Annotated in this window: 30 protein-coding genes; 11 read left to right on the top strand and 19 right to left on the bottom strand. The window is 61.3% G+C overall.

What is annotated here, in order from left to right:
• Positions 1–2: 2 nt before the first annotated feature.
• On the bottom strand, positions 3–653 hold the full coding sequence (locus tag THITHI_RS0117425) for a hypothetical protein (protein ID WP_018234344.1): 651 nt from the start codon (positions 651–653) through the stop codon (positions 3–5).
• Positions 640–1,068, bottom strand: coding sequence for a hypothetical protein (locus THITHI_RS0117420; protein ID WP_018234343.1), 429 nt, complete (start codon positions 1,066–1,068; stop codon positions 640–642). The genes THITHI_RS0117425 and THITHI_RS0117420 overlap by 14 nt, the downstream gene beginning before the upstream one ends.
• 214 nt (positions 1,069–1,282) lie before the next feature.
• On the opposite strand from THITHI_RS0117420, the gene THITHI_RS0117415 reads away from it, so the two are divergent.
• Positions 1,283–3,706 (top strand): putative bifunctional diguanylate cyclase/phosphodiesterase, encoded by a 2,424-nt coding sequence (locus THITHI_RS0117415; RefSeq protein WP_018234342.1) that lies wholly within the window; start codon positions 1,283–1,285, stop codon positions 3,704–3,706.
• A 147-nt stretch (positions 3,707–3,853) separates the two neighbouring features.
• On the top strand, positions 3,854–4,159 hold the full coding sequence (locus tag THITHI_RS0117410; RefSeq protein ID WP_018234341.1) for a hypothetical protein: 306 nt from the start codon (positions 3,854–3,856) through the stop codon (positions 4,157–4,159).
• A 28-nt stretch (positions 4,160–4,187) separates the two neighbouring features.
• Here the strand turns inward: THITHI_RS0117410 and THITHI_RS0117405 are convergent, their stop codons facing one another.
• From THITHI_RS0117405 to tnpA, 6 genes are all read right to left on the bottom strand, one after another.
• Positions 4,188–4,730, bottom strand: a complete 543-nt coding sequence (locus THITHI_RS0117405) for a hypothetical protein (protein ID WP_156820690.1) — start codon at positions 4,728–4,730, stop codon at positions 4,188–4,190.
• Positions 4,731–4,946: 216 nt separating this feature from the next.
• A complete protein-coding gene (locus THITHI_RS0117400; RefSeq protein WP_018234339.1) occupies positions 4,947–5,504 on the bottom strand; it encodes an HAD family hydrolase in 558 nt (185 codons plus the stop codon).
• A gap of 152 nt (positions 5,505–5,656) precedes the next feature.
• Positions 5,657–5,863 carry a hypothetical protein gene (locus THITHI_RS0117395; protein WP_018234338.1) on the bottom strand — a complete coding sequence of 69 codons (207 nt, stop codon included), beginning with the start codon at positions 5,861–5,863 and terminating at the stop codon, positions 5,657–5,659.
• 297 nt (positions 5,864–6,160) lie between these two features.
• A complete protein-coding gene (locus THITHI_RS0117390; RefSeq protein WP_018234337.1) occupies positions 6,161–6,367 on the bottom strand; it encodes a hypothetical protein in 207 nt (68 codons plus the stop codon).
• 16 nt (positions 6,368–6,383) lie between these two features.
• Positions 6,384–6,599, bottom strand: a complete 216-nt coding sequence (locus THITHI_RS0117385; RefSeq protein WP_018234336.1) for a hypothetical protein — start codon at positions 6,597–6,599, stop codon at positions 6,384–6,386.
• 87 nt (positions 6,600–6,686) lie between these two features.
• Positions 6,687–7,100, bottom strand: coding sequence for an IS200/IS605 family transposase (gene tnpA, locus THITHI_RS0117380; RefSeq protein WP_026186461.1), 414 nt, complete (start codon positions 7,098–7,100; stop codon positions 6,687–6,689).
• A gap of 21 nt (positions 7,101–7,121) precedes the next feature.
• Between tnpA and THITHI_RS19485 the strand changes: the two genes are divergently transcribed.
• The gene (locus THITHI_RS19485; RefSeq protein WP_198005662.1) at positions 7,122–8,369 is read left to right on the top strand and encodes an RNA-guided endonuclease InsQ/TnpB family protein; all 1,248 of its coding nucleotides are present in this window, start codon (positions 7,122–7,124) and stop codon (positions 8,367–8,369) included.
• 22 nt (positions 8,370–8,391) lie between these two features.
• Here the strand turns inward: THITHI_RS19485 and THITHI_RS20905 are convergent, their stop codons facing one another.
• The 3 genes from THITHI_RS20905 to THITHI_RS0117360 all read right to left on the bottom strand — a co-directional run bounded on the left by THITHI_RS20905 (position 8,392) and on the right by THITHI_RS0117360 (position 10,606).
• Positions 8,392–9,225 (bottom strand): ArdC family protein, encoded by an 834-nt coding sequence (locus THITHI_RS20905; protein ID WP_018234334.1) that lies wholly within the window; start codon positions 9,223–9,225, stop codon positions 8,392–8,394.
• Between the two features lie 143 nt (positions 9,226–9,368).
• Entirely contained in the window at positions 9,369–9,917 is a 549-nt protein-coding gene (locus THITHI_RS20900; protein WP_018234333.1) for a hypothetical protein, read from the bottom strand.
• A 128-nt stretch (positions 9,918–10,045) separates the two neighbouring features.
• On the bottom strand, positions 10,046–10,606 hold the full coding sequence (locus tag THITHI_RS0117360) for a hypothetical protein (protein ID WP_018234332.1): 561 nt from the start codon (positions 10,604–10,606) through the stop codon (positions 10,046–10,048).
• A 162-nt stretch (positions 10,607–10,768) separates the two neighbouring features.
• Here THITHI_RS0117360 and THITHI_RS0117355 point away from each other — a divergent pair, with 162 nt between their 5' ends.
• Positions 10,769–11,233: a hypothetical protein gene (locus tag THITHI_RS0117355; RefSeq protein WP_018234331.1), complete on the top strand. Its 465-nt coding sequence runs from the start codon at positions 10,769–10,771 to the stop codon at positions 11,231–11,233.
• A gap of 150 nt (positions 11,234–11,383) precedes the next feature.
• Here the strand turns inward: THITHI_RS0117355 and THITHI_RS0117350 are convergent, their stop codons facing one another.
• Positions 11,384–11,581: a hypothetical protein gene (locus THITHI_RS0117350; RefSeq protein WP_018234330.1), complete on the bottom strand. Its 198-nt coding sequence runs from the start codon at positions 11,579–11,581 to the stop codon at positions 11,384–11,386.
• A gap of 208 nt (positions 11,582–11,789) precedes the next feature.
• Here THITHI_RS0117350 and THITHI_RS0117345 point away from each other — a divergent pair, with 208 nt between their 5' ends.
• Positions 11,790–12,809: an invasion associated locus B family protein gene (locus THITHI_RS0117345; RefSeq protein WP_018234329.1), complete on the top strand. Its 1,020-nt coding sequence runs from the start codon at positions 11,790–11,792 to the stop codon at positions 12,807–12,809.
• A 13-nt stretch (positions 12,810–12,822) separates the two neighbouring features.
• Here THITHI_RS0117345 and THITHI_RS0117340 read toward each other — a convergent pair whose 3' ends face one another.
• The 4 genes from THITHI_RS0117340 to THITHI_RS0117325 all read right to left on the bottom strand — a co-directional run bounded on the left by THITHI_RS0117340 (position 12,823) and on the right by THITHI_RS0117325 (position 17,187).
• Positions 12,823–13,359, bottom strand: coding sequence for a hypothetical protein (locus THITHI_RS0117340; RefSeq protein WP_156820688.1), 537 nt, complete (start codon positions 13,357–13,359; stop codon positions 12,823–12,825).
• Positions 13,360–13,437: 78 nt separating this feature from the next.
• Complete coding sequence (locus tag THITHI_RS0117335) at positions 13,438–13,905, bottom strand: hypothetical protein (protein WP_156820687.1); 468 nt, start codon at positions 13,903–13,905, stop codon at positions 13,438–13,440.
• A gap of 70 nt (positions 13,906–13,975) precedes the next feature.
• The gene (locus THITHI_RS0117330) at positions 13,976–16,297 is read right to left on the bottom strand and encodes a DNA polymerase (RefSeq protein ID WP_018234326.1); all 2,322 of its coding nucleotides are present in this window, start codon (positions 16,295–16,297) and stop codon (positions 13,976–13,978) included.
• Between the two features lie 164 nt (positions 16,298–16,461).
• Entirely contained in the window at positions 16,462–17,187 is a 726-nt protein-coding gene (locus THITHI_RS0117325; protein ID WP_083908810.1) for a ribonuclease H family protein, read from the bottom strand.
• A gap of 261 nt (positions 17,188–17,448) precedes the next feature.
• Between THITHI_RS0117325 and THITHI_RS20895 the strand changes: the two genes are divergently transcribed.
• The 3 genes from THITHI_RS20895 to THITHI_RS20890 all read left to right on the top strand — a co-directional run bounded on the left by THITHI_RS20895 (position 17,449) and on the right by THITHI_RS20890 (position 19,387).
• Positions 17,449–18,162, top strand: coding sequence for a hypothetical protein (locus THITHI_RS20895; protein WP_018234324.1), 714 nt, complete (start codon positions 17,449–17,451; stop codon positions 18,160–18,162).
• A 289-nt stretch (positions 18,163–18,451) separates the two neighbouring features.
• Complete coding sequence (locus THITHI_RS0117315; protein WP_018234323.1) at positions 18,452–18,871, top strand: rubrerythrin family protein; 420 nt, start codon at positions 18,452–18,454, stop codon at positions 18,869–18,871.
• Between the two features lie 120 nt (positions 18,872–18,991).
• Positions 18,992–19,387, top strand: a complete 396-nt coding sequence (locus tag THITHI_RS20890) for a hypothetical protein (RefSeq protein WP_018234322.1) — start codon at positions 18,992–18,994, stop codon at positions 19,385–19,387.
• Positions 19,388–19,519: 132 nt separating this feature from the next.
• On the opposite strand, the gene THITHI_RS0117305 is transcribed toward THITHI_RS20890, so the two are convergent.
• From THITHI_RS0117305 to THITHI_RS0117285, 3 genes are all read right to left on the bottom strand, one after another.
• A complete protein-coding gene (locus tag THITHI_RS0117305; RefSeq protein WP_018234321.1) occupies positions 19,520–19,732 on the bottom strand; it encodes a hypothetical protein in 213 nt (70 codons plus the stop codon).
• Positions 19,733–19,757: 25 nt separating this feature from the next.
• Complete coding sequence (locus tag THITHI_RS19970; protein WP_051080013.1) at positions 19,758–20,807, bottom strand: A1S_2505 family phage non-structural protein; 1,050 nt, start codon at positions 20,805–20,807, stop codon at positions 19,758–19,760.
• Between the two features lie 102 nt (positions 20,808–20,909).
• Positions 20,910–21,527 carry a hypothetical protein gene (locus THITHI_RS0117285; RefSeq protein ID WP_018234320.1) on the bottom strand — a complete coding sequence of 206 codons (618 nt, stop codon included), beginning with the start codon at positions 21,525–21,527 and terminating at the stop codon, positions 20,910–20,912.
• Positions 21,528–21,663: 136 nt separating this feature from the next.
• Between THITHI_RS0117285 and ssb the strand changes: the two genes are divergently transcribed.
• From ssb to THITHI_RS19465, 3 genes are all read left to right on the top strand, one after another.
• Positions 21,664–22,104 carry a single-stranded DNA-binding protein gene (ssb, locus tag THITHI_RS0117280; protein WP_018234319.1) on the top strand — a complete coding sequence of 147 codons (441 nt, stop codon included), beginning with the start codon at positions 21,664–21,666 and terminating at the stop codon, positions 22,102–22,104.
• Between the two features lie 155 nt (positions 22,105–22,259).
• Positions 22,260–24,365, top strand: coding sequence for an ATP-dependent DNA helicase (locus THITHI_RS0117275; protein ID WP_018234318.1), 2,106 nt, complete (start codon positions 22,260–22,262; stop codon positions 24,363–24,365).
• Positions 24,366–24,656: 291 nt separating this feature from the next.
• Positions 24,657–24,974: a hypothetical protein gene (locus tag THITHI_RS19465; protein WP_018234317.1), complete on the top strand. Its 318-nt coding sequence runs from the start codon at positions 24,657–24,659 to the stop codon at positions 24,972–24,974.
• Positions 24,975–25,010 lie beyond the last annotated feature (36 nt).

The following is a 25,010-nucleotide window of genomic DNA, read 5'->3' as shown; positions in this document are numbered from 1 at the left end:
GGTCAGTCAATCAACAGCTCGTTCGATTCCAGGTGCGCATCCTCTGAAAGACTTGCCGGGTCGTAGGCGACCGGGTGCGGTCTTCGATAGTGCTCGGGCTCGCCCAGATCGCGGAACCGCTCTATGAAGCGGTTGATCTCCTCGATCGACAGACCAGGCACGTCGAGCACCGCATCAAGCCCTACCCCAAAGCGATATCCGTAGTCTTTATCAATGGTTTCGTGAACCTCAAAGGGCTCCGCTTCCAGGATCCGGCGGCGCTCGCGGGTGACCCATTCGTGGCGCGTGAGGCCGTCGAACAGCTCAGGGGCCTCGCTTTCGCTTGAATCCATAACAAAGCCGGGGCCGTCGTGGCGGCGAAACCTCACCTTGTAGGGCTTGATCTGCTCTGAGCGATCAAACGCCTGCTCATAAGCGCTCTCTTTGATGACATAGCCAGCCGTGCGCGCGGTGGCGTTGTAGAAGTACCGCCCATAGGTGCTCAGAAAGTAGAAGTCCAGCCAGCCATTGTGGCCGTGGATGAGGTGATTGGAATAGAACTCGCCGCCCAGAACGGGTGCGTGCGCCTGGACCCTGTTCTTGATCCTGATGTAGTCGAGCTTCTTCCTCGAGCGAGGCTGATCGAAGAAGGGGGTGTGATTACGCTTTGGCATGCAGATAGCGCCTCAAGTAGCGGGCCCAGCCGATAATATTCCAGAAGGCTGGGCGTGCCGGGCGCAGCCGCCAAACCATCCAGGAGCCATCTCCTTTCGGGGAAGGGCCTTCGATCTGAAAGAGCTTGGCGCGGGCGCGCACCCGGTAACGAAAGGGCGTCAGTACGCTGCACTGGCGGCAGACGCCGACGCCGCGAAGATCCAGTAGGTCCGGGTTCGGGGTGTGGCCCTCGAACCGGGTACGCTCATCGTCGATGCGTTTGCCGCAATTCCCGCAGCTGCAATGCAGGTTGTCGGCGACCGCTCCGTTCGTGAACTTGACCGGGAAGAAGGTGCTCAGTGGGGCGCCCTCTTTGAGAAGAGTTCGGTGCTCTTCGCTGATGGCGGTGAGCTTGTTGTCCGTGTTCTTGTTCATGGATTAAATCCCTTTGCCTTGCGGCGTTTTCATCTTCATCCGCCCATAGTATAGCATGGGTAAGCACCAATGTTAACACCTGATCCACCGGCCCGCGGCGCCAGATGGCTGCGTGCCAGAGAGAGGCCCCGCCAGGCCGGTGCCGGGCAGGCGCGGTTGATTTATTCGCTACACCAGAGGCAGCCAGAACCGGCGTTGCCAGAGGCCCATTGATATGCATGTTGTAAAGATCTCCACTCGCTCGATCATGGATGCCGGAGCCATTGTGCTGCTCGCCCTGGTGATGAGCCTGCTTTTCTATCACTACACGGTGGTGACCCGCCATGCGGATTTCGCGCAAATAGTTGTCACGAAGGCCGGCAAGGTCAAGCTGACCTCGGAGTTGATCGATCTGGCGCGACGGCGCCCTGCGGTGCTTGTGGACATGCTCTCGAGCACGGACCCTTTCGAGCTGGAGGACCTTAGTCTCGAGCTTGCCGAGATTGGCTCTGATTACCTGGTGCGCCGGTCGCTTCTGCTTGAGCTCATGAGTAGCGCGCAGGAGCAGGCTACCCTTGGAGCGGTTGATATGATCGCCATGGAGCTCGGGGCAAGATCGCAAACGGTCGCCGAGCTGGCGAGATCGCCCCATTTCGAGGATCGCGAGCTTGCCCGCGGTATTCTCTATGGCGAGATCTTCCCGGAGCAGCACAGGCTCATCACCGCCCTCAATGGCTACACGTCGCTCTTGCTTGAGAGTTATGAGTCAAGGGCGCGGCCGGTAACAGATCAGGGGCGCATGCAGCCGCTTCTTCAGCTCATACTCAGCCTGGCCGGGCTCTCGATCGTTGGCATCATCATGCTGTCGGTCAACCGGCGCATCGTGGCCACCGAGGCGCAGCTCGAAGACGAAAAGCTCAAGGCCGAACTGACGCTCGCCTGCGTGGCCAGTGCCGTGTTTCTTGTGGGTGAATCGGGGCGCATCGAGTACATGAACGGCGCCGCGGAGCGCCTGACCGGCTGGAAGTTCGACGATGCCAGGGAGGAGCCCCTGGAGAAGGTCCTGCCGCTCTGCCAGACCGATTCCGGGTGGCCCGTGATCGATGAGATCCTCGGCGGAGACCAGGCGCAGGGCGACGACGCATCAAGCCTGGATCTCGCGTTCTTGACGAAAAGCGGAGAGATTCGGCGTATTTGCATCGAATCCTCGCCAATCCCCAGCAAGCGCACCCTGAACGCAGGCGTGGTTGTCACTGTAGAGGATGTCACCGAGAACCGGGCCATGACCTCGCGCCTGGAGCACCAGGCCACTCACGACATGCTCACGGGCCTGTACAATCGCCGCGCCTTCGAGCAGACCCTCGGGGCGATGCTCGATGACAGCAAACGCGCCCCCCGGCATGCCCTGCTGGTGATGGATATCGATCAGTTCAAGGTGATCAACGACACCTGGGGCCACATGGCCGGGGATGATCTGCTCAGAAAGGTTGCCAAGATCATCAAGAAGCGAGCGCGCAGCACGGATCTCGTGGCGCGGCTTGGTGGCGATGAGTTCGCCGTACTCCTGAAGGACTGCGGAGAGGATGGCGCGCGGCGCATCTCGCGGGATATTCTCGAGGACGTGCGTGCATTCGTGTTCACCTGGGAGGAGCAGTACACCACGCTCACGATCAGCATCGGCGGAACGATTATCGAAGAGCATGTGCGCAACATCACAGAGATCATAAGCACCGCGGACACGGCTTGTTACGCCGCCAAGGAGGGCGGAAGGAACCAGGTCCACCTGGTCAGTCTCGGGGACGAGGAGATCGAGCGCCGGCGCTTCGAGATGGGGTGGGTGCACAGGATCAAGAAGGCGCTCGAGGAGGGTAGCTTCTTCCTGGAGTTCCAGGAAATCAGAGGGGCCCAGGAACTGACAGAAGGGTGTCAGCACTTTGAAGCCCTGATACGGATGCGCGATCTTGACGGCAAGGCCCTGCCCCCGATGGCGTTCATCCCGGCCGCGGAGCGCTACGGGCTCATGCACCATATAGACCGCTGGGTCTTTGATACCGTGGTCGCCCTCATCGACCAGGATCTTCGAAACGGAAGGGATCGAGTGATTGCCATGAATCTGTCGGGGGACAGTCTGTCAAACGACGATCTGAGGAGCTACATCCTGAACATGGCCTCGAGTGGCGGGATCGCCCCAGGGCGTCTTTGCGTAGAGCTCACGGAGACGACCGCCATTCGCAATATCGATGTGGCGCGCGAGTTCATGGCCGCCCTGCGCAGCAACGGCGTCAAGGTTGCGCTCGATGACTTCGGTAGCGGCTTCTCCTCGTTCGGGTACCTGAAGAACCTCCCCCTGGACTTTCTCAAGATCGACGGGGTCTTCATCCGTGAGATCCTCAGCGACCAGGCCTCCCTTGTGATGGTAAAAGCGATCAACGAGGTCGGCCATGCGCTAGGGCTCAAGACGGTGGCCGAGTTCGTTGAGGACAGCAACGCCTTCGAGATCCTCAAAGCGCTCGGGGTCGACTTCGTCCAGGGCTACTATATCGGGCGCCCCGGGATCCTGAATGATGACCAGCAAGGCCCTGAGAGCGCCGGCGCCGCGGAGCAAGGCCAAGGCGCGGCTGCGCGCCAATCGCTGGTCAGCGGCGCTCTGGGCGGATAGGGCTCGAAGGGGCGTGAATGCTATACTTCCCTCAGCCGGGCGGGGCCGGCAGGCCTTGACCTGTCAGGCAATGCACGCCTGCTCGCCAGGAGACGCCGATGAGCGCTCGAAGGCGCCGGATGACAGCCATGCGAAGGGGGATACCAGATGATCAAAGACCCGGACAACCCGGACCGTTTCCGGATCTCTCGTTCAGAGATCGAGGAGTACAAGGCGCTCGGCGTGGATCTGGAGCACGCCCGCAGCGCTGCGGACATCACGCGCGAGCTCGATGCGCTGATCGATGGCGCCGCAGAGCATGCGCCAGAGCTCCTGGACGCCCTCTACGAGGCGGCCACAAAAGACATGGCTGAAGAGGAGCTGAGCGCGCTTGAGGAAGCCGTGGATCAAGAGCTCGACCGCCCGGCAGAAAGCGCGAACCGCGCACCGGAGCTTCGGGTCGTGAAGGACTGAGCCGCAGCCTGGCGCGGCATGGCCCTGATCAGTCGCTATTTGCCGGGGTCGCCTGAAAGTTCTGGCTGACGGTGGACTCCCGCACGCCGAATACGCGCGCAAGGGCGCACAGGCCCTGTCCGCGGGTGTTGGCGATATGGGCCGCCGCATCCTCCGGGATCAGCAGCGCGGCAACGAAACTCTCCATCTCGACAGGCAGGTGCGTGTCCTTGGCCGTGACCATGAACACCCCGTCATCGTCCAGCAGGTCGAGAACATGCGCGGCGAGGCCGGCGGCGATCAACTCGCGGGTTTCGGGCGGGAACACATCCCCCACGCGGGCGTTCGGCTCGATCATGATGTAGCAGCTGCCGTGGCTGGTCAGCGCGAGCATCTTCAGATCATCGGTCCAGTCTGCGTTGACCGCCTCGACGAGCGTGACGCCGCAAGCCGAGCAAAGCTCCACCAGTGGCACGGGAACTACCCCGGACCAGTGCTGCGAGAGGATCTCTCGAGCAGCCTCAGCGCCAGGGCTGACGTGGCGGGAAGGCTTCGCCTCTTGCCGGTCCTTGTCTTTCGGGAACATCAACATGATCCATCCTCGATGAGGGGTGATCCCCTCTGTCATTGTCGCATTGCGGGTATTTTTTTGCGTTCTTCCGCGCCCGATAACACTTAGGCTTGTCCGTGATAGTATAGCACCCGTAACTTGATGATTTCAAGGGAGTTGGCCGCGCCACGGGGAGGCATGCAAAGAAAAAGCCCCTTGAGCCTGTTGGCAAGGGGCGTTGAACATGTGGAACCGGGATCAGAAGTGGCTGGCGAGCTCGCTCAGGCAACCCACCCTGTGATCGAAATCAATCGACCTATTCCAGGGCTGATTCCGCAGAATCGTCTTTCTGGTCTTGCCGGACTCGTGCACCGCGAGTACGTGCTTGTGATAGTCGTCGATGAAGAGCTCCACATCGCCGAATTCACAGATCACCTCCGCCTTGCACTCATCAGGACTCAGGACATGGAGCCGATCAACCATCAGGCCGTTATCGGCCAACCAGCGCTCGCTGATCGACCTGCCTTCGGGGTGCCAGCCGCGGGCCGTGAGGATCCCCACATGGAAGCCGGCATCGCGCGCAAGACCCATGACCTCTAATGCCCCCTTTGCAGGAGTGGCGCGCTCGAGGACCTTGTGGTCATAAAGCGCCTGAAGCATCTGGCTGTAGGAAAGATCGTAGATCTGAGCCAGGTCGTAGGTGTGCCAGTCCTCCAAGGAGAAGGATTTTCCGGTGCGCTCATTGAGCGCCTCGAGAATCAGCGGACCAATGTTGGCCACCACATCGTCCATATCAAAAACCACATAAGTGCCCATAAAACCTCCTTGATTTCCTCTATGCATGTGGTTCGTATAGGGAATGACGAGGTCAGGGGTGGCGAGCGCTCGCGGCAAAGAAAAACCCTCTCCGAGATCGGAGAGGGTGTGTGAATCGAACCATGCCCTGGGAAAGCACGGCTCTGAGGGGATCAGCCCTCGAACAGTCCGGCCGCCTGACGACGGGCGGAGTCCTTGATCGCCACCTCGGCGATCCTCTTGAGGTACCCGAGCGCTTCCCGGGTGTCTCCATCCACCTTGCGCAGAAAACCGAGGAAGGTGTGAGGATCCTCGGCCGCCATCTTCTTCAAAATGGCGGTGCGACGGCGGGACTCAACGGCATCGATCATATTGCTCATAACCTTACTCCTCTTGCCCCCGAGCGAATGGGGGCGGAATGAAAAGTCCGACTGTCGCTCGCTCTCGGTAGCGATCCGAGAGCTCCAGCTCTGGGCTGGCAGTCAGGTTCCGCCCCTGTCGCCAGGGGTTTGAGGAGGGATTTGCGCCCTCGCGTAAATATAGGGAATGAGGAGGACTGATTTTCCCGCTCGGGGGCGTATTTCTCGAAAAGCACAGGTGCCGGGAAGGATCTTCCCGGGCGGGCAAGAAAAAAGCGGCCACCGAGTGGCCGCTTTGTTGAGATTGAGCCCAGAGACTCAGCTCTGGTTTGCTGCTCTGATCGCCTCGAGGTGATCTGCCATTGCCCGAAGATCCTTCGGGGAGATGTTCTGCGTGGGGACTCCCCACTCCTGGCCGATCCTGTTGACGATGAAATATTCGACTCCATCGTGAGCCAGCCTGTCCGGGCGGGCCACGATATTGCCGCTGACGACCTCCTTCGAGGTTCTCGATGTCTTGGGCATTACAGCCTCCTGATTGTCAGTGATCGGTGAATCTCGCTGAGCCTACAACCTGGCCATTGGCCATCAGAGCCACCTCCCAGGAGTACACGATTGTCGGATTCTCGGCATAGAGCTCATCGAGCTCACCGGCCCTGATCGGCGAGGCCTGGCTGGCAACAGACACCTCGTGGAAGGTGCCGTCATCGGCGAGCCAGAAGATCTTGCCCGCCTCGCCATCGCCGCAATCGGACATATCGAACCGGCTGCTGACCGGTGCGCGACAAGCCCCGCCGTTCAGGGCGGGGAAGGATAGCGCGGACCGCGTTGCCGCCCTTGGTTTTCAGTGCGGTGTCTGCTGCTGCTCGATGTACTGGCGCACGATGGAGATTGGCGCACCGCCGCAGGACGATGCGAAGTAGGACGGCGACCACAGCATACCCTTCCAGTAGCGTTTCTCGATGTCCGGACGCTCCTTGCGCAGCAGACGACTGGACACGCCCTTGAGGCTGTTTACGAGATTGGAGACGGCGACCTTGGGCGGGTACTCGACCAGTAGATGCACATGATCATCCTCGCCATCCATCTCGATCAGTTGCGCCTCGAAGTCGGCGCAGGTCTTGGCGAAGATGATGCGCAGTCGATCGATAGCGTCGCTGTCGAACACTTTGCGGCGGTATTTCGACACAAAGACCAAGTGGACGTGCATCTTGAAAACGCAGTGTCTACCGTGTCTAATGTCATTGTTTTCTGTCATAGACCAAAGTATAATGAAACCATGAAACGACGGCAAGCCTTCAAATTTAAGCTGCGCACCGCCGGCGAGCAGGAGCGCCAGATGCGCCGCTTCGCGGGTGCGTGCCGGTTCGTGTTCAATAAGGCGCTGGCGTTGCAGAAGGAGCGCTACGAGCGTGGCGAAAAGAAACTCGGATATGCGGGCCTATGCAAGCTACTCACCGAGTGGCGCAACAGCCCGGAAACGGCATGGCTGGCTGACGCGCCGGTGCATCCGCTGCAACAGACGCTCAAAGACTTGGAGCGGGCTTACAGCAACTTCTTCGCAAAACGCGCCGCCTTTCCGCGCTTCAAGAAGAAGGGACGGTCGGACAGCTTTCGCTACCCCGATCCGAAACAGATCAAGCTTGATCAGGCCAACAGCCGGGTCTTCCTGCCCAAGCTTGGATGGATGCGCTACCGCAACAGCCGGGACGTGCTGGGTATAGCGAAGAACATCACTGTATCGGCCAGCAACGGTAAATGGTTTGTCTCGATCCAGTCTGAGCGCGAAGTCGCGGAGCCTGTGCATCCAGCAACCAGCCTCGTCGGGGTGGATATGGGGGTGGCGAATTTCGCCACCCTATCGACCGGCGAGATCATCGCCCCGGCCAATGCCTTCAAGAAACAACAGCGACAACTGGCGCGCGCCCAACGGGCGATGAGCCGCAAACAGAAGTTTTCTCGCAACTGGACCCAGGCCAAGGCTCGGGTTCAGAAGATTCACGCCCGGATCAGCAACAGCCGACGCGATGCCCTGCACAAACTCACCACCACCCTCAGCAAAAACCACGCGGCGGTGGTGATTGAGGATTTGCAGGTGCGGAATATGTCCCAATCCGCGTCGGGGACGGTCGATCAACCGGGGCGAAATGTCCGCGCCAAGGCGGGGCTGAACCGAGCCATCCTCGACCAGGGCTGGTTCGAGTTCCGCCGCCAGCTTGAGTACAAGCAGGCGTGGCGCGGCGGGATGGTGGTGGCGGTCGATCCACGCAACACCAGCCGGACCTGTCCGGCCTGTGGTCATGTGTCGGCAGGTAATCGCCGAAGCCAATCCCGATTCGAGTGTGTTGCCTGCGGCCACGTGGCGCATGCCGACGTGAACGCCGCAAGCAACATTCTGGCGGCAGGGCATGCCGTCATGGCCTGTGGAGGGGATGCAAGCCCGTACCAATACCTCGGTGTCGATACGGCAGCCCCGGCGAAGCAGGAACCCGCCGAAGCGACTCATTCCGGCTCGAGGCCAGGATGAGCGCCGTAGGAATCCTCGTCCTTTAGGGCGAGGAGGATGTCAAGGCGCGAAACAGCTCGCGCTTGTCATTCTTGAGGCGTTCGATCCACGACCTTATATATTCCGGGTGTTGGAGCGTGCCTTCAAGCCCGCAATGGGCCGACAGGAACGCGGCACCCATCTCGGCGATCAGCTCCTCGAAGGCGTAGTCCGGAGAGCCGAACTTGCCGGTTTGGAGCCGATCCAGACGTGACTTGTGCCCCGTCCAGTGCACGAGCTCATGAAGCAAGACGCTGTAGTACGCGCCCGCATCCTTGAACGCCCCCCTCGGCGGCATGCGAATGCCGTCATCCGAAGGCCGGTAGAAGGCCCGAACACCCTGCTCGGTGATCCTGGCACCAGAGGCTGCGGCAATGCGCTCGGCCTCCTCTACAGGCCCCCAGTCAGGCAAGGCGGGCGGCTCGAGCATCCCATCAGGCAGGTTCTCGCACTGCTCGATATTGAACAGCGTGAACCCCCGCGCCATCGGGAAGGTCTCCGGGGCCTCCTCGTCATTGCCCGCGGGGCGCTTCTCGATCATCTTGTAGTAGATGCAAAGCACGCCGTGCTCGCCTTTTCGGGGGTTTGCCCCGATGCTCTGGGCCTGCTTGTAGGTCAGCCAGCGGTCATGTGCATAACCCTGCGCTCGCGCATGGCTCCAGAGGATCAGTACATTGATCCCGTGATAGGGCTTGTTGGTGATGGCGTTGACCGGTTTGCCGATCGACGTGGCGCTATCCCAGGGCTTGACCCAGGGCGCGACGCCCTCCTCAAGCGCCTGGATGACGCTGTCGGTGACTTCCCGGTACAGATCACGCGCTGCTTTCTTCCTGGACATTTCGTCCCTCCATCGGTTGTTGACCTCAAGAGGTATAGGAAAAGCGGGCGATTTCCTTGCGCCCCGGCCCGGGGCGAAGAGAAAAACCCACCCTGGCGACAGGGTGGGGTGAATGGCGAAGCAAAAAAGCGTGACAGCCGGCTTCAAAAGCCGGTGTGCAGGTGAAGCTCGGCACCGCTGAGCCTGAAGTCTTCCACGCACAGGCGGCGACGACTTCCGTTCCTTCCGATCAGCCGGTCCGCGACCTGGAAGAGATCCCGCCAGGTGGGGTCGGTGACCGCCTCGCAAACAACGGCCTGCTCGTCGGCGAAATCCCGGTAGACCACGGTCAAAGGACCTTCGAAGGCAGGGGCAAGGTCTTGCAAGAGCCTGTAATCCATCGACCAGATGGCGCGCTCGATACCCAGCTCCCGGCGCGTCTGCTCGTAGTGCGCCCGCGCTGCGGCTTCCTCCTCGCTTGCGCGACTGAGGAGAACCTCCTCTTGCTCGGTGAGCAGAACATCGCGGCCCTCGCATTGCACGCTCGGGCGGTAACCGAGCGATTCGAGCTGCTCGGTGACCCGCCTTGCTACGGCCTCGCGCTCGGCGTCTCGGCCGTGCAGTCCCGAGCCGTAATCATCGCAGGTATCAAGGGGCCAGGTATCCCCGTCGACGAAGATCTCGATGCTGACCTGGTATCTTGTCTGTGCCATAACACTCTCCTTTATCAATGTCCTCGGAAGGTATAGAGACAAGCCCTTCTCACGGAGAGCTGATGGCACAAAGAAAACCCATCCTGTGACCAGGATGGGTGAATGATGTTATTGCCGAGCGCCGGGGGTTAGGATCCGGTGCAGAGCTTGAGCTTGTCGCCTCTGCGAAGGAAGGCCTCAATGAACACGTGGTGATCGTCACCGCTTTTGCTGATCAGCCGGTCCGCGACCTGGAAGAGATCCCGCCAGGTGGGGTCGGCGACCGCCTCGAAGACGGCACCGGCCTCGCCCCAATGCCCGTCATAGATCACTTCGAGGAGCCCCTTGAAGGCAGGCTCTTTCTGGTGAAGAAGTTTGTGCTCCATCGACCAGATGGCTCGCTTGATCCCCAGTTGATCGGAGATCTTTTTGTACTCCTCGCGCTCGGCCTCCTCTTTCTTGTTTTCTTCCTGGCTCAGGCGATGAAAGAGGGTTTGCTCCTCGTCGCTGAGGCTCACATCGTGAGATGAGCTGCTGATGCTGTACTCGCAGGCCAGCGAATCGAGGTGCGAGGCAACCACCTTCACCAGCCGGTCTCGCTCCTGCGAGCGGGTGTGAAGGGCATCGCTCACGTCTTTGAACTGCTTGAGCTCCCATTCATCTCCATCGGCGTAGAGGTCGATAGAGATCTTGTATCGGGTGCGCGCCATCTTGTTTCTCCTGTCTTTGGGTCTCACCCGGTATAGCGACCGCCAGCGCCGTATCGGCCTCTCTCTCCTTTCGTGTTGCGACACGCGCTCGTCTTCAGGGATCAGAAAGAGCGGCGCTTTTCGCTAGATCTCCTTGAGGAAACCATAACCAGGAGATTAGCGATGAGAACTTTCATGATGCTCGTGTGCCTGATCGTCGGCTCGATCACCATGGCCCCGGCCATTGCCAGCAGCGCTTGGGTGCACGTCAACGGCAGCTCTTACCACTTTGCCGAGGCCGGGCACGGTTACAACGAGGATAACCGCGGCGTGGGGGCGTCCTGGAACTTCAAGCATTCCGGGAACACCGTGACCTACAACACCGCCGATGTCTTCATTGACAGCCTCGGAGAGCCTTCCGGCTACATCGGAAAGGCCTGGGAGTACCGGGTCGGCGCGGTGGGTATGGGCGCCATGGCGTTCTTGATGTATCGCGATAACTTCGACTACATCAAGACCATGCCAGGTGTGTTGCCGATGATGACTTTCGGCACCAACAAGGTGAGAACGAGGGTTACCTTCATCCCTGATATGGGTGGAGACCTCGATGTCCCGACGCTTGCCTGGCAGTTCATGTTCAGGTACTAAATCAACCGCACCATTCAAACCACCTCAACGACTTTCGTTGAGGTGGTTCTTTTCTTTCGGGGGAGGGCTGGAAGGCTTGACTGAAAATAAAGAGGCCGATGTCGGTGAAGCGCGCATCCATGGCCACCGACACCGGCCAGGCAGATCGCGCTAGGCGATACTGGCGATGCGGCGCAGCTTGCGCTTGTACTCCTTGTGGCCGGCTTGTTCCGCGGCGGCGGCCAGGTTTGAGATGTACTGCTGGAAACTGCGAGGATCATAGCCATGCTGGCTGTAATCCTTGGTGTGCAGTGTGCGCTGAGCGTAGGCGATTTCTTCCTCCCAGGCCCTCGGCGTCGTTGGGGTCATAGCAAACCTCTTCTTTCGTTGGATGACGGCCACACCGCGCGACCGCCTTCCCTGCGTATAGCGATAATGCAAACTCATTTGCCCGCTCTCGAAAAGAAAATCAGGGCGTGCGGGGCGATGCGTTTTGATTTTCCCGCGCGGTCTCGAAAGTAGCTATACAGAGGCGGCGGCGAGCTCTGCCGCGCCATTTCTCCAACGGATACCCACTATGCGTCTTGCCACCTTGCTTTGCCTTGCCTTGTTCTCTGTCACCGCTGCCGCCCAGGACTGGAGCGTGGCGCGCTCCGCCGCGCCGGGCACGCAAGGCGAATGCACTGCCTATGCGAACACCTACCCGGGCGGCTACATGTCCGTGCGTGCCTCAGCCGAGGGCTCTGAACACCAGCTTGGGTTCTTCGATGAGCGATGGGCGTTCACGCCAGGCGTTTACATCAACATCTCGCTTGAAGTGGACGGCGATCGCCTGTCGCCGGGCACCGCCATGGCGCGCGCAGCCACCGCGCACCGGATCGAGATCCCCCTGGAAGGCCTGGACGTAGACAAGCTTCGCAAGGGCCTTGATCTCGTGCTGGAGGCTGAGGGCGTCTCAAGGACCGTGAGCCTGCGTGGATCCATGGCTGCGCTCGAGCGCATGGATCGCTGCGTGGCGGGCCAAGAGAGAGGCGCGGATCGGGTGATCTCGGGAGAGTTCATCGACCCAGAGGCGATCACCTTGCGCCCTGAGCGCCTTGCGCTCTCTACCCGGATGCGTGATTCCATTGCGCAGATGTACGAGTCCGCGGAGCTCGGGCGCCCGGATTTTCGCGTCAACGACCCTATCGATCCTCTGACCACCCTGGCGTGGCGCTCGGATGATGGGGTTCGGGGTTTTGTGATTGAGCGCGAGCACCCCAGGGCGATCACGCGCGAGCTGTTCTCAAGGGCGGTGATGGAGCGCAGCCTGACCTGCCCGGACCCTGAGATCGAGCAGGAGCGTATCGCGCATCAGCGCGGCGCTGTATGGGTTGCGCACATCGACTGTGCGCAAGGCGAGAGGCAGTTTGTGATGCTGGTGCGCTCGGATCTGCGCGTGAGCTCATACCAGATCTACGTGCTCAGCGCGCAGGACCGGGAGAATCTCAGCGTCGAGGCGGCAATGCTCAAGGAGTGGTTCAGCCTCGCGGTGGCGGCCGGCGAAGCCGCTCCCGTGGAACTTAAGCCCAACGGAATCTCCGGGAAGAACCCTTGAGCGGCGCTGCATCTCAGGGCTGAGAGAACTTCATCTGACGGAAACTTCGGCGGAAGTTCCCGATGCTGTTGAGAAGCTTGGACTTCTCCTGTAACAGCGTCTGAGCCTCCTTGATCAGGGTCTCGATGTCGCGATGGATCGCTTCAAAGGGCCCTGTCCTTCTCAGGTAGCGCAGCGGGTGCTCGCGCAGGTAGGCATTCCAGGTCTTTCTCGCCAGCCCCGGGCGCTGCTCAGGGGCCTCGTCACGATACTGGCGCGCCTTGGGCTTGTGGTTCTCCTCCTGCCGTGACAGATCGAGCCATTGCACCCAGCGAACGTGCGGGCAGCCGACGCAGCCAAGCACGCCGTGCCCCTCGCAGCCGTAGCGCTCCATGACGATCGCACCATGGCGCTTGGGCTGAAGCGATCGGATTGCCTCATCGATCTCTGCGAGCCTGGCATTGATGCGCTGGAGCGTATCGAGCGCCTTCTCGAGATCCGAGCGAAGCTCATCGAGCGCGGTGGCGGCAAGCGCATCGAGGTACTGCGGCGAGTTCTTCTTGTTTCGCACCCATCTCTTCGGCGTCCACTCAGAGGGGTTGACGATCACTCGCTTCTGTAGCCTGGAGATCATCCGTGCACGCCTCGCTTAGAAGCAGCCGCTTCGTTGAGCAAGGCGCACGAGGCCCACCAGGTAGGCGATGTCCAGGATCAGATACGAGAGCAGAAGGATCTGCGCGTCCATCACCGAGCCGGCTGCGAAGCTCAGCAGGGCCTTGATCAGCACGATCCCCAGGCTGAGAAAGGCCAGGCCTGCAATCATCTGGGCGATTCGGTTGGAGAGCCCCTTGTAGAGCAGGATCACGCACAGCGCAAGGCCGGCGGCCAAGGGATCCACAAAGACCCAGAGAAGCGCGTGCCCGGCGCCGAGTCCTGATACATGAGAAGCCCACAGGAAGGTAAGCACGAGCGCGCTGGCAAACAGCAGGAACGCCTCTTTGAGGGAGTAGCCGGGAAGATCGGCGGGCGATGCGCGTCCCAGAACAAGGCCACCTATCCAGGCGTAGACGTGAAGAATCGGTTTCGGTGAAAGCGCGGGCATAGGGGTGTTTGGCAAGGCTCTGAGTGGGCGTCTCCCGTATAGCGAACAGGGCCTCGGGTTTGGCCGTAGAGCGCGCGCCGGCCCCTCAGTCCTTGAGCCAAACGTCTCCTGCGATGCAGCCAGCCTCGATCGGCACGCCGAACGGCATGGTGTAGTGGTTGCCTGCGCGGCTCATCGTCTCCGAGATAACCCGCGTGTAACGATCCTGGTGCGCGGCCGGGAACTCAAAGACCAGCTCATCGTGGACCTGGTTGATGCAGGCCCGGAAGGCGTCCGGATGCTCTTCTCGCAGCAGCGCCAGCGCCAGGCCGATAATGTCGGCGCCCGTGCCCTGGTCGGGATAGGCGAGCGCGGCATTGGTGCCGATCGCCACCATGTCGCGCCCGCCCAGGGTCGTGACCGTGTACCAGTTCTTGGGGCGGTTGCCGTGCGAATTGGCCTCCGGCACCCAGACCCGGCCGCCGGGGTTGAGTTCCGTCCAGATGTGCCAGATATCGACCTCCGGGTATGCATCGAGCCACGAGACCCTGATTTCGTCGGAGTACTCGAACCCCCACCCCATATTGAAGGTCTTGTTGGCAAAATCCCGAAACCCCGCGGTCTGCATCGCATAGAGCAGCCCAAGGTTTGCGACTTTTCCCGACTTGCGCTTCTCGCCAAGCTCCTCCTTGAGCTCCTTTTGCACCTTGGCGATCTGCTCTCGAGACAGCCCGGCGAAGATCGCCACCGGGTCCTGGCCGGTCATCTTGAGCGCTGTGAAGGTGTGGATATCCAGATCCAGCCGGAAGGCCTCTCTCAAGGCGCTCCACTCGGGCTCGCCCTTGAGCCTTGCCTGGGTCATCACGAAAGCAAAGCGCGTTGCCAGGCGCGCGACCAGAAGCCTTTGGTGCTGCTCGTCTTTCTCCGTCCAGTTGCGGGTCTCGATCGCCTCCTTGAGCTTTCGGTTGGCGTCCTCGATCACCCGCTCCATGCGAAGCACCACCTCCTCGTAAGGACGGGACATGGCCTCGTGGATGGCGATCTGTACCTGGGGAGGCAGGCTGGCCTCGTGGTAGGCCGAGAGAATCTCGCGCTGTGCGCGAATGCAGAGCGCGGACCCCACGCGTACATCGAGCGCTGAGTAGTCGGAGGCCGCGATCTTCAGGCCCTCGCCGGCCTCGACAATCGCCCGAAAATCCGGGTCGCCCGGAAACTGCTGGGAGTTGGGCTCGGCCGAGGACAGGCGCCCCGTCGCCGGGCCATGGGAGAGTAGCGGATGTACCCTGCCGTCGGGGCTTCTGGCGGCAAAGGCGGCGAGCTCAAGCGCCATGTTTCCCGCCTTCTGCGCCTTGGCCACCTTCACCCACGCATCGAAAAGGGCCTTGGCCTCCGGGTTTCTCTCCGCCCCCACGAGCCGAAGATCCTTCTCGCCTACCTTGTACTCTGCTGTCTTGTCCGTTTGCCCCAGTTCCAGGCCGCGCGAGATGAATGCCTGGGCAAGCGCGGAGCGAAGCTCACGAGACACCCCTTTCTCGTGATTGGCCAGGTCTTCGCGAAAAGGCGCGAGCGAGGGCTCGATCAGCGCCATCTCTCCGGCATGCACCCGGGCGTCTTCGAACCGGCGCTTCGCGTAGTCGCGCGCGCTCTGAGTGTTGACCGGGATCCCTCGGGCGCGGATCGAGAGCACATCAAGAACCTGGGGCTCCACGACCGCGATGGCCGGCGTGCTCTGCTTGAAGCTTTCGTAGCAGCTTACGATCTCATCGACAGAGCGCGCCCCCAGGAGCTCCATCAAAAGCTCCACGGTGAGATCGACGTCTGCGGTGGCGTACTTGTAGTGCTCCTCGGTAAGTACGGCGCGCGTCCAGTTCTTCGGGCGTTGGTAGCCCTTCTCCATGGGGCGGTCAAGGATTACCGCGACCAGAGTCTCGAGAGTCCACATGCCGCCGCCTTTGAGAAAGACGGCGCGGGCGTTTTCGTAGTAGAAGTGGCGGCGCTCGGGTTCGCGCTCGCCCACGATCTGCGCCAGGCGCAGCGGCACATCCGGTCGCAGGCATCTCGCCAGCAGCATCGTGTCGAGCGTGCGCTCGGGAACATTTTCGGTCAGGAGACTCAGCCAGCCAAGATCGAACCCGACGTTGTGACCGCACACGGTGTGCGTCATGCAGGCCGCGGCGATGCGCCCCACCCAGAACTCGCCGGCGCGCTGGCTTACGAGATCCAGATCGAACGCTGCGCGCCTGAGTCGGTCTCCATCGGCCCAGGCCACGGTGATGACTCGAACCCTGAGGGTGGGGTCATCGCCGGCGCGAAGCTCGGTGCCATTGAGTCTGACCGGCTCCGAGGAGAGGGTGAGACCGGTGGTCTCAAGATCAAGGACCTTGACAGGCGAGCGCGACAGACTCTCGACCATCTCCTCGTTCGGCATGTCCCATAGATCTATTTCCGGGCCGTCAAGAGGGAGAAGGGTTTGCATGGGTCTCAAGTCTTTCTAAAGAGGAAGTTCGCGTAGGAATGCACAAGTATAGCACAGGTAACCGCCGCTTCTAAAGGAGAATCAAGGGGCGCGCCCCGAGGCGGGGCCCGCCCGGACTACACGGCGGCATCGGCGACCTGCGCCGCGCCGGCCTTTGCGAGCCAGGCTCCGGTGGGCTTCTGATTCAGCCCGACGCCCCCGGAGCTGCAAGCCTTGTGCGCCAGGCGATCCGCCACCCGGTTGTTTTTGCGCGGGATCACGATCAGGCGCACTGCGCAGAAATCGCTCAGGCGCTCGGTCAGCGGAAGGATGCGCTCGTCATAGGGCTTGTGCTCGATCATGTCGGCAAGCGAGCGACAGTCGACATGGGCGTACAAGCGCATCACACCCAACGACAGCGCTTCCTCAAGGAGCAGCAGGAGCGCGGTGAGTTCGGACTCATAAGACGTAAGTCCCTTTCGGTACTCACTGAACGCGTGAATTGGGTGCTTGTCGGGGTCGTAGATGACCCCGCCCACTCCGGAGTCTGGCACAGGGGTCCCGCATCGCTTGCTGGACCCGTCGCTGTATCCGTAGAACCAGTCCTGGCGATGGAGCGCGTTTCGAGTAAGCGCCTCCTTGATCTGATCAAAGACGCTGGAGAGTAGCAGGCGTTGCTCGGGGGAGTTGGCGTTGCGCAGCTGGCGGGTATAGCGGTAGCCGACGCGCGCCAAGGCTTCGTCTGGAGCAAGCCCTGCTGACAGATTGACGACGGCCGCGATATTGCTCGGTGCGGGATGTGTAAAAGCAGTGTTGATGGCCGCGCCGAGACGGTGAGAGAGAGCGTCACTGAGCCTTGGCATGGCAAACCCGGTTGCAGTCTTTCATGCCCCTGTATAGCAACCAGCCGGGGAGGATTGACTGCGAAAGCCGAAGGCCGCACGGGCGTCTCAGTTTTGGTGCAAATGCGCGGGAAGGATTCGCTACACAAGGGCGCCGGAGGTTGGTGTGCCCGGATGATTCGGGCGCATCGGTACCTATACCTCTTACAAACCAAACCGCGGCTGCATGCGCTCCAGGGTGAGCCAGGCAGAGGCTCGTACTCAACTACAACGGAGATTTCGATGAAAAGACTTTTTCTTTTGGCTGCCCTTGCGGCCCTGATGCTACCCGGGGTGTCTCACAGTGATGAGACCTCGTACTGCTTTTCCGTCGCCATGCCTGGAATGACCGGCAGCGGCAGCGACTGCATTTCCCAGGCCTTGGGTTCCGGAGGATCCGGAGGCGAAGGTGGTGAAGGTGGCGGTGAAGGCGGCGGCGAAGGCGGCGGCGAAGGTGGCGATCCTGTGTTGTCCTGGGTTGATATCACGGATCCGCAGCACTGGCAGCCCTACAGTGCAGACCCCGGGAGCGAGAACATGTTCCAGTGGGATGGCAGCACGTGGACGATGACCGCGCCCTACTGGTCGACTTATATTGTCATGTACTCGGCTGGAGAACCGCTCAGCTGGGACTACAGCCCGAATATCGCCAATATGCCCCTTTATGCTGTTCGCTTGACCGCAAGCCTTGATGAGAGCGATCCGTCGGCGTGGGCGGATATGGGCGTCATCATGTCCTGGGGCAAGGAGTGGCTGGAGCCATACACGAACCCGCCGTATACCAATGTGACGTTCACCGCCGAGATGCCGTACCCTGACTGGGGTGGCTATACCGACGATATCTTCGGTCTCGAGGTGATGACCGACGGCTCAGAGGACTGGCTCTTGGATACCCTTATGTTCCATCAGATCGAAGTCCAGGTCTGCACCGCGAACTGCCCGCCGACGAACTGGTAACCCCGGCAGCAGCTCCTTGCATGAAACGAAGCCCCGCCAATCCACGCGATTGCGGGGCTTTTCTTCGTGTGCAAGGCGCAAGCCTGGCGAGGGGTATGAAACGACTAAGTTGACCAGCCCGGCTGAGCGCCGGGCAAAGAAGACAGCGCCGAGCGCAACTGGCGCCGCGCTGTTTAGGTTTTCCCTATCTTCATCATAGTTAATATTCATAGGTTTCTAGGTCTTGGATTATTTGCTCTATCGCTATACGGAAGACACCCGTTCTACAAGCACATCAAAAGGAGGATGCATGGAACTCAAAGGCAGTCGTACCGAAACTTCCCTGAAGGAGGCGTTTGCCGGGGAAGCACAAGCCAACCGGCGTTATCTCTATTTTGCAAACAAGGCTGATGTCGAAGGCCTGAGCGAGGTGGCGACTCTATTTCGCGCTACCGCGGAAGGTGAGACAGGGCATGCCCACGGGCACATGGAATACCTGGAGGCGGCCGGGGACCCAGCCACAGGTATGCCTTTTGGCGCCACCCGCGCGAATCTCGAATCCGCCATTCACGGGGAGACCCATGAGTACACAGATATGTACCCGGGCATGGCGAAGGTCGCCCGTGACGAGGGATTTGACGAGATCGCCGACTGGTTCGAAACGCTCGCGAAGGCTGAACGATCGCATGCCAACCGATTCAAGAAGGCGCTCGATGCGTTGGAGTCTTGAGCAGCAGACACACGATAGGTCTGTCCGGGGCGCCGAAATGGCGCCCCTCTGTATGGTCAGAGACGCCCCGGGAATTCGCTACACCTTGCTATGTGAGAAAAATCACAGGAAAGGGGACAAATGAAAAATCCAAGCGACAGCGAGATCTTGGGATTCGTTATGCGACATCCCGCAGTGCTCGAGCATACAGGGGCCAGAACACTGCTCTCCCGTATGTCCGCAAAGCCCATGACGCGGCGCCACCACCCAGCCACGGGGCGGGATTTCGCAACCTGCGTACTCCTACTGAACGGGTTTCCGGGGTGGCGCAAGCGCCTGGATGAGATGGCTCAGGAGCAAAGCGGTTGCTGGCGTGCGCTGCTTCAGCACTGGCCTTTACTCGAGCGAGTGCTGTGCGAGAAAGGCCGGGATGCGGCGCATGAAAAGCTCCGCGAAGTACTCGACGCGCCGGAGCGTAATCTCGCGTTTCAGACTATTCTGAGCAGGGCCAGAAACGGCGTGGATTACCACGCGTAACTCACGCGCTAATGCGCGACTCAGCGCCCCTCCAACCGCTTGGTTCGAGAGGCGCCCTTATTCAGAGGTGGCGAAAGCCATATCATAGAAAGAGCCCCGCAACGCTTTGCAGGTTGCGAGGCTCTTTGTGAATTACTCCAAATGCCCTTTCGCGGAGACTCGAAACGCTTCGAAATCAGCCTTGGTCGCCGGGCGCAGGGCGCCGGGCCTCATTGACACCGCGACCATGCCGTTCTTTGGGTCGTGGCCTCCCTTGAGTACGGATCCCGCGAGCACCTCCAGCGCCTGAGGGCTGGATTCCCTGATGATCCCCAACGTGTTCTCGTTCATCACGACATACTGCATGCTTTCCTCCTATTGCCAGGCGTTCTCACCCCCGCTCGAGAGGGTTTGCGCGAACCACCCTTGTCTTGATCTTATCCTGTCCAGCGGTATCGACCATCATTTTCGTTCCCGGGGAGACCCCGTCCCAGAAGGCCACCAGGTGCGTGGCGTACCAGCTCATTAGCTGGTTTCTGATCATGCCGGCGCGCTTGCCGTAGCGGTGCCACGGGGCCGGCATGCGCCGGATCGGGTAACCATGCTCCAGCGCGAAACGCTCACCCAGGGTGTCAGCCCCTTTGGCCCCTCCTGAGACGATCTCGATCGAGGCGCCGGATTGCGCCAATCCGTCGAGGATCCGCGTGAGCCGTTCTTCAAGCAACCGATAATCCTCGAATCCCCTCGAGCCAGCAACCACAACCCGCGCGAGCCGCGGGTTCTCCAGCGCGAGCCAGATCCCGGGGAGTAGGACGTTGGCAGAGCGCTCCTTGAACAGCGGAGCGATCTGCGCATCATCAAACCCGGCCAGGCCGCAGCCGATGCGCGTCACCTGAAAGAGCTGATCAGGGTGGGCACGTGCGTGCGCCAGGAAGCTCTGCACATAGCGGCGCACCGCATCAAGCTCAAGGGTCTCGATCTGCTTATCCTTCGTCGGCAGCGCATAAGCAGACCCCGTAGGGCCTACTCCGACGCCGGGCTCGGCACCTCTGGTGGTTTGCGCAAAACGGGCAGCGCCGGCGCCATGGCGTCCCGCCTCATTGGAGCCGAATACGAACACCGGCTCTGGTGGGATACGGGCATCCCACAGCCCGTCGGCGATCTCCTTGAGCACGTCGCCGTGACAGGCCTGCGGTGCGCAATGACACCCCAGGCTCTTCCCGGGCAGGGTCTCGCGCACATGACGTAGCAGCTCAGGCTGCTCGCGGATCCAGGCGCGAAACTGCGCGATACATCCATCACGGCCGTAGCGCTGCACAAGAAAGGGATTGCCGTAAGCGCTGCCGCGCCCGATGTAGACGTCTGCCTTCTCGTCTCGGACATTGACCACTCGAGTGCTCGAGTGAGGATCAAGAAAATCCTTCTGTTGTGTGTCTCTCATAATCCAGCCTCGCTCTGATTTTGTTGCCTCTACGCCAAATATAGCGAGCGCGGCGGGGCGCAAAGAAAGCCGGCACCAAAAGGCGCCGGCGAGGGGGAATGGTTAAGCGGCCTGCGCGTATTTGAGCTGCGCAAGCAGTGATCTGAAGCGATCCATGAACAATCGCTTCGCTTTCTTCGGCTCCCAGGGACTTATCTGCACGCCCAGCGGGATTACCGGGACATGCCAGTCACTGGGAGGCTCCTTGAGCAGCGCGCGCGCCTCATCCCAGAGAATGGCCAGATCCGCGGCCTTTATTTCAGGAGGGAACGCCTGCGGAATGTGAAGGGCCTGGCAGAGGGCTGCCATGACTCTGTTCTCGATGCGCTTGAAGCCAAAGAGAAAGGGCTTCACGGGCGAGGGCACATCGGGAAGATAGGCCTCGGTCGCGTCGTGGAGCAAGCCCTGTAGCGCCGCCATCGGGTCCCCAGGCAAAGCGCGCTCTACCGCTTCGCTGACCAGCACCGAGTGCTGGGCCACCGAGTAGTAGTCCGAACAATGGCCGTTGAAGCGGCACATGTTTGCAAGCGCATGGGCGATATCCTCGATCACCACGTCTTCTGCGCGCGGCGCGATCGGATAGAACCTTCGCCCTGATTGCGTCAGGATCCAGGCCTTTCGCCCCAGGCGTTGCGGCACGTTACCGATCAGGTAACCCGCGATCAAGTACCTCAATTTCATCGCTATGTCCTTTGTCAGCTGAACTCAGGAGGTATAGCGACCCGCCAGGGAGCAAACCCCGGGGCGTTGGCCTAAGCGGCTTTCGCGGTACCTATACACAACACGGGCATTAGGGTCCGCAATAACAGGAGGACGTATGGTTAACAAGGTGATATTGGTGGGGAACCTCGGCAACGACCCCGAGGTGCGGCACACGCCCAACGGCGGCGCCGTGACCAACGTGAGCCTCGCCACCACGGAGAAGTGGCGAGACAAGAACAGCGGCGAGCGCCAGGAGAAGACCGAATGGCATCGCGTGGTGTTCTTCGGGCGCCTGGCGGAGATCGCGGGCGAGTATCTCAAGAAGGGCTCGATGGTCTACGTCGAGGGCCGTCTTCAGACCCGCAAGTGGCAGGACCAGAGTGGCCAGGACCGCTACTCCACGGAGATCGTCGCCAACGAGATGCAGATGCTCGGTGCGCGCGGCGGCCAGGGCTCCGGTGCACATGCTCAGCCGCAGGCTCAGCCGCAGGCTCAGCAGAGCGCCCCGCCTGCTTCCCAGGAATTCGACCCATTTGGAGATGAAATCCCCTTTTAGATCAAGGGGTTACGCATCAACGCTATTCACAAGCCCCTCCTCGGGAGGGGCTTTTCTTCGCCCGCCTTGCGAGGCCGGAGCGAGCCTCGTAAGTCGCCGGTTACCGGTGCTATACTATGCGTCTCTCAACTCATCAGCGCGGACGACACCCTTTCATGACTCCTGAGCACAGCCAGTTTCACCCGGATATCGTGGAGGCGTATCGACGCCTCGGCGAGAGCGCGGGATTTGGCTGGCGCGATGAGCAGGTAAGACTCTCCCAGGAGATCATGGAGGCGCTCCTGAAGGGGCGCGTGCTGTGCGCCGAAGCGCCCACCGGCACCGGCAAGTCCCTGGCCTATCTGATCGCGGCGATCGCCGTTCAGGGGATTCGTGAGCGCGAAGGCAAGGATGTCATGCCGATCGTGGTGGCGACCAATACGGTTGCGCTCCAGGCCCAGCTCTTTGACAAGGACATCCCCGTGCTGACCCGGATGGGATTTCTGGGTAGCGATGACATGGTGCTCGCCAAGGGCCGGGGGCGCTACATGTGCTTGCACGAAGCGCAGAGGATCGCCGGACACCCGCTTCGCCCCATCCAGCGCCAGGAGGATCTCTTCGGTTTTGGCAGCGAAGAGCTCGACCCGCGCATGCCCGCGGAGAAGCGCGGCGCGGAACGTCTGCTTGGGGTATGGAGGGCCGGGGCATGGCAGGGGGACGTGGACGCCTGGGACGGTGAGCCCCCCGCGATATGGGAGGCGGTTCGCTCATCGCCCGAGACATGCATCGGCGAGAAATGCTGGGCCTATGAGAAGGCGTGCCCGTTCTACAGCGCGCGTCGCTCGCTCGCCGGCGCGCGCATCATCATCGCCAATCACGACATGGTTCTTGTCGATCTCAAGGCGCGGCGAAACGGGGCGGAGCCGGTGTTTCCTGTCTCCGACTACATGCTGGTGATCGATGAGGCCCACCACCTCCCCAGCAAGGCGGTAGAGCACGCAAAGACGCGCATCGCGGTGCGCGACGGGCTCTACCTTGCCCGCCAGATCGCAGAGCTTGCGGAGAAGTGCGCGCCCCTCACCCCCCTCTCGGTGCTGGTCGATGTCACCGGGTGGTATCAGGTGCTTACCAGTCGCAAGTTCACGCGCGTGATCAGGGATCTCGGCGGGTGGCTGAGCAACGTCTTCCCGGACGCCGGGGCCGGGCCTTATCACAGATTCGCCGAATGCCCGGAGGATCTTGCTGTTTTGATCTCCGAGGTCACCCGCCCCGGATGGTTCATCTCGCTGACCCTGAAGAAGGTCGCTCACGCGCTTGGGCATGTTGCCGCCACGGAGCCCGAGCTTGCGCGCAAACTCGAGGTCGAGTCGTTGAGCCTGAGCGCAAAGCTCGAGCACTACCTCTCCGGGCTCAAGCAGTTTGCCGATCAAGACACCTCTGTTCGATGGGTCGGGGTCGAGACGCACGACAGAAAGACGCAGTACACGATCTGCACAGGGCCCCTTGAGGGGGCGCAAGTCCTTGAACCCGACCTGTTCGCCGTGATCTCCCGAACCGTGCTCGTTTCGGCAACCCTGCGCGTGGAGGGGGACTTCTCGTTTTTTGCACGCAGGGCAGGACTGCCCTCCTCCACCCGTTACCTGGCCCTTCCGCACATCTTCCCCTACGAGAAGAGCGTGCTGCACATCCCGAGGCTTGGCATGCGCCCGCCCAGGGATCCTCAGGGATATGCGCGATACACGGCGCTGCTGGCGGCATGGCTCTCGGCGAACATCGACCCCAGGGAGGCCACGCTTGTGCTGTTCACCAGCCGCCAGATCATGGAGATGACGCGCGCGCGAATGGCGCACCCGCTGCGCGCCCAGGTGATCGCGCAAAAACCCCGCGGCCATCAGAGCCAGGTCCGTGAGCACCGCGCACGGATCGATTCCGGAGACGGTAGCGTACTGTTCGGTGTGGCCACGCTCTCGGAAGGGGTGGATCTTCCGGGTGCGTACTGTCGGCATGTGATCATTACCCGTATTCCGTTCGAGCATCCCAACGACCCCATCCGCGAGGCAGTGCGCGAGCATTACGGCAGTGAGCACTTCGAGGCGAACATCATGCCCGAGGCCACGCGAAAGCTCATCCAGGCCGCAGGGCGACTCATTCGCCGGGAAACCGACGTGGGCCGCCTGACCCTGCTCGATGACCGCCTGCTTGAGATCGAGCGGGTGGGTCGCATGCTCGACTCCCTGCCCCCTTTCCACCGGATTGCCGACGCCGCAGCGCTCAGCGCATAAGCGAGCATCGCCCCCGGGCGCTCGCTAACCCCCTCTCGAGAACAAGCCCCGCCGGCGCCCCGCCCCGGCCGCTACGCCGCCCGCTTCAGAGGCGGTACAGGTGCGGGAAATATTCGCTATACACGGGCAGCGCGAGGGTCCGCCACACCTGTCGAGGCGCAAAGCCCCGGGGCGCTGGCCGGGCGGCGCGCTTGCAGCACCGGCTTTCTTGTGGCCTGAGGGCGCCGGGCCAGACCTGAAACGTGTTTCCCCTAAGGGGTTGATTTTTCACTATAAAGAGGCTTCTTCGAAATGCCAGGAAAGACCATTTTCGGACAGATCTTCTCCCTGCTCGTGATCGTTTACATCGGGTGGATGTTCCTCGCGCCTGATTCCAGCACCCGGATCGAGCGGGCCTGTGCGCCCATCGAGTGGACCGGCAACCTGGCGGTGTCGGTGACCGCGCTGACCGTGCCGGATGGACAGGTGACGGTCAGAGAATCGTTCGAGAAGCTCGATTACGGCTGTCAGTACACGCTCTGGCGCGCCTTCTATGAGCGCGACTACATCGACGCCATGAAGGAGGACGGCGTCGTGTCCGAGGTGCCTCCCGCGGAGAGCGAGGACTGATCGTGGACCGCCGGCGATTTGTCTCTGCACTCCTGC

The sequence above is a fragment of the Thioalkalivibrio thiocyanodenitrificans ARhD 1 genome, from assembly GCF_000378965.1.
Classification (GTDB): domain Bacteria; phylum Pseudomonadota; class Gammaproteobacteria; order Ectothiorhodospirales; family Ectothiorhodospiraceae; genus Thioalkalivibrio_A; species Thioalkalivibrio_A thiocyanodenitrificans.
Note: the sequence above shows the minus strand (reverse complement) of the source record. Positions and strands in the feature narration are given on the sequence as shown.

Excerpts from the sequence above, each read along its gene's own strand:
- THITHI_RS19465 (WP_018234317.1), top strand. The coding sequence starts at position 24,657 with ATGCCAGGAAAGACCATTTTCGGACAGATCTTCTCCCTGCTCGTGATC.
- THITHI_RS0117420 (WP_018234343.1), bottom strand. The coding sequence starts at position 1,068 with ATGAACAAGAACACGGACAACAAGCTCACCGCCATCAGCGAAGAGCAC.
- THITHI_RS0117415 (WP_018234342.1), top strand. The coding sequence starts at position 1,283 with ATGCATGTTGTAAAGATCTCCACTCGCTCGATCATGGATGCCGGAGCC.
- THITHI_RS0117360 (WP_018234332.1), bottom strand. The coding sequence starts at position 10,606 with ATGGCGCGCACCCGATACAAGATCTCTATCGACCTCTACGCCGATGGA.
- THITHI_RS0117305 (WP_018234321.1), bottom strand. The coding sequence starts at position 19,732 with ATGCAGTATGTCGTGATGAACGAGAACACGTTGGGGATCATCAGGGAA.
- THITHI_RS0117350 (WP_018234330.1), bottom strand. The coding sequence starts at position 11,581 with ATGACCCCAACGACGCCGAGGGCCTGGGAGGAAGAAATCGCCTACGCT.
- THITHI_RS0117285 (WP_018234320.1), bottom strand. The coding sequence starts at position 21,527 with ATGAAATTGAGGTACTTGATCGCGGGTTACCTGATCGGTAACGTGCCG.
- THITHI_RS20900 (WP_018234333.1), bottom strand. The coding sequence starts at position 9,917 with ATGGCACAGACAAGATACCAGGTCAGCATCGAGATCTTCGTCGACGGG.
- THITHI_RS0117275 (WP_018234318.1), top strand. The coding sequence starts at position 22,260 with ATGACTCCTGAGCACAGCCAGTTTCACCCGGATATCGTGGAGGCGTAT.
- THITHI_RS0117325 (WP_083908810.1), bottom strand. The coding sequence starts at position 17,187 with ATGCCAAGGCTCAGTGACGCTCTCTCTCACCGTCTCGGCGCGGCCATC.
- THITHI_RS0117390 (WP_018234337.1), bottom strand. The coding sequence starts at position 6,367 with ATGCCCAAGACATCGAGAACCTCGAAGGAGGTCGTCAGCGGCAATATC.
- THITHI_RS0117345 (WP_018234329.1), top strand. The coding sequence starts at position 11,790 with ATGCGTCTTGCCACCTTGCTTTGCCTTGCCTTGTTCTCTGTCACCGCT.
- THITHI_RS0117410 (WP_018234341.1), top strand. The coding sequence starts at position 3,854 with ATGATCAAAGACCCGGACAACCCGGACCGTTTCCGGATCTCTCGTTCA.
- THITHI_RS20905 (WP_018234334.1), bottom strand. The coding sequence starts at position 9,225 with ATGTCCAGGAAGAAAGCAGCGCGTGATCTGTACCGGGAAGTCACCGAC.
- ssb (WP_018234319.1), top strand. The coding sequence starts at position 21,664 with ATGGTTAACAAGGTGATATTGGTGGGGAACCTCGGCAACGACCCCGAG.
- THITHI_RS0117315 (WP_018234323.1), top strand. The coding sequence starts at position 18,452 with ATGGAACTCAAAGGCAGTCGTACCGAAACTTCCCTGAAGGAGGCGTTT.
- THITHI_RS0117355 (WP_018234331.1), top strand. The coding sequence starts at position 10,769 with ATGAGAACTTTCATGATGCTCGTGTGCCTGATCGTCGGCTCGATCACC.
- THITHI_RS0117405 (WP_156820690.1), bottom strand. The coding sequence starts at position 4,730 with ATGTTGATGTTCCCGAAAGACAAGGACCGGCAAGAGGCGAAGCCTTCC.
- THITHI_RS20890 (WP_018234322.1), top strand. The coding sequence starts at position 18,992 with ATGAAAAATCCAAGCGACAGCGAGATCTTGGGATTCGTTATGCGACAT.
- tnpA (WP_026186461.1), bottom strand. The coding sequence starts at position 7,100 with ATGACAGAAAACAATGACATTAGACACGGTAGACACTGCGTTTTCAAG.
- THITHI_RS20895 (WP_018234324.1), top strand. The coding sequence starts at position 17,449 with ATGAAAAGACTTTTTCTTTTGGCTGCCCTTGCGGCCCTGATGCTACCC.
- THITHI_RS0117425 (WP_018234344.1), bottom strand. The coding sequence starts at position 653 with ATGCCAAAGCGTAATCACACCCCCTTCTTCGATCAGCCTCGCTCGAGG.
- THITHI_RS0117400 (WP_018234339.1), bottom strand. The coding sequence starts at position 5,504 with ATGGGCACTTATGTGGTTTTTGATATGGACGATGTGGTGGCCAACATT.
- THITHI_RS0117330 (WP_018234326.1), bottom strand. The coding sequence starts at position 16,297 with ATGCCGAACGAGGAGATGGTCGAGAGTCTGTCGCGCTCGCCTGTCAAG.
- THITHI_RS0117385 (WP_018234336.1), bottom strand. The coding sequence starts at position 6,599 with ATGTCCGATTGCGGCGATGGCGAGGCGGGCAAGATCTTCTGGCTCGCC.
- THITHI_RS19485 (WP_198005662.1), top strand. The coding sequence starts at position 7,122 with ATGAAACGACGGCAAGCCTTCAAATTTAAGCTGCGCACCGCCGGCGAG.
- THITHI_RS0117395 (WP_018234338.1), bottom strand. The coding sequence starts at position 5,863 with ATGAGCAATATGATCGATGCCGTTGAGTCCCGCCGTCGCACCGCCATT.
- THITHI_RS19970 (WP_051080013.1), bottom strand. The coding sequence starts at position 20,807 with ATGAGAGACACACAACAGAAGGATTTTCTTGATCCTCACTCGAGCACT.